Source organism: Cobetia sp. LC6 (genome assembly GCF_030264805.1).
Lineage (GTDB): Bacteria > Pseudomonadota > Gammaproteobacteria > Pseudomonadales > Halomonadaceae > Cobetia.
Genome location: NZ_JASSPL010000033.1, coordinates 1 through 725, shown reverse-complemented (window position 1 = coordinate 725; position 725 = coordinate 1). Strand labels below are relative to the sequence as shown.

Annotated in this window: 1 protein-coding gene; it reads left to right on the top strand. The window is 64.4% G+C overall.

All coding sequences use genetic code 11. The features are described from left to right. Window positions 1–725 (top strand): Ig-like domain-containing protein (locus QQF40_RS16985; RefSeq protein WP_285462029.1); only part of this gene is annotated, 725 nt, incomplete at both ends.

The following is a 725-nucleotide window of genomic DNA, read 5'->3' as shown; positions in this document are numbered from 1 at the left end:
CACTGCGCCCGAAGCCCCAGTGCTCGAAGAGACCGATGGCACGACCCTCGCCGGCACCGGTGAGCCGGGTGCGACCGTCGAGATCACCGATGGCAATGGCAACCCGGTCGCCACCACTGAAGTGGGCGAGGATGGCACCTTCTTGGTCGAGCTCGACCCGATGCCGGAAGACGGCACCGAACTGACGGCCACCGCGACTGATCTGGCCGGCAACACCAGTGATCCGTCCAACTCCGTCATCGTCGATACCGCCACTGACACCACCCCGCCGGCGGCAGGCGAGAACAGCATTGCCTTCGGCGATGGTGACGACGGCTTCCTGAATGCCGACGAAATCGGCAACGTCACCCTGTCCGGCACCATCGAGGAGGGCCTCGACAGCGGCAACGTCCAGCTAGTGATCACCGACGGCGAAGGTGGTTCCGTCACCGTCGACACCGCCGATATCACGGTCGAGGGCACTAACCTGACAGTCGCGGGCCAGGACCTGTCTGGTCTGGCCGAAGGCGAACTGACCGCGACGCTGACCGTCACTGACAACAGCAATAACGCGGCTGAATTCACGGCTGACAGCGTCAAAGACACCGTCACCGACACGCCGACCCTGAATGACACCGACGGCACCACCCTCACCGGTACCGGCGAGCCAGGTGCGACCGTCGAGATCACCGATGGCAATGGCAACCCGGTCGCCACCACTGAAGTGGGCGAGGATGGCACCTTCT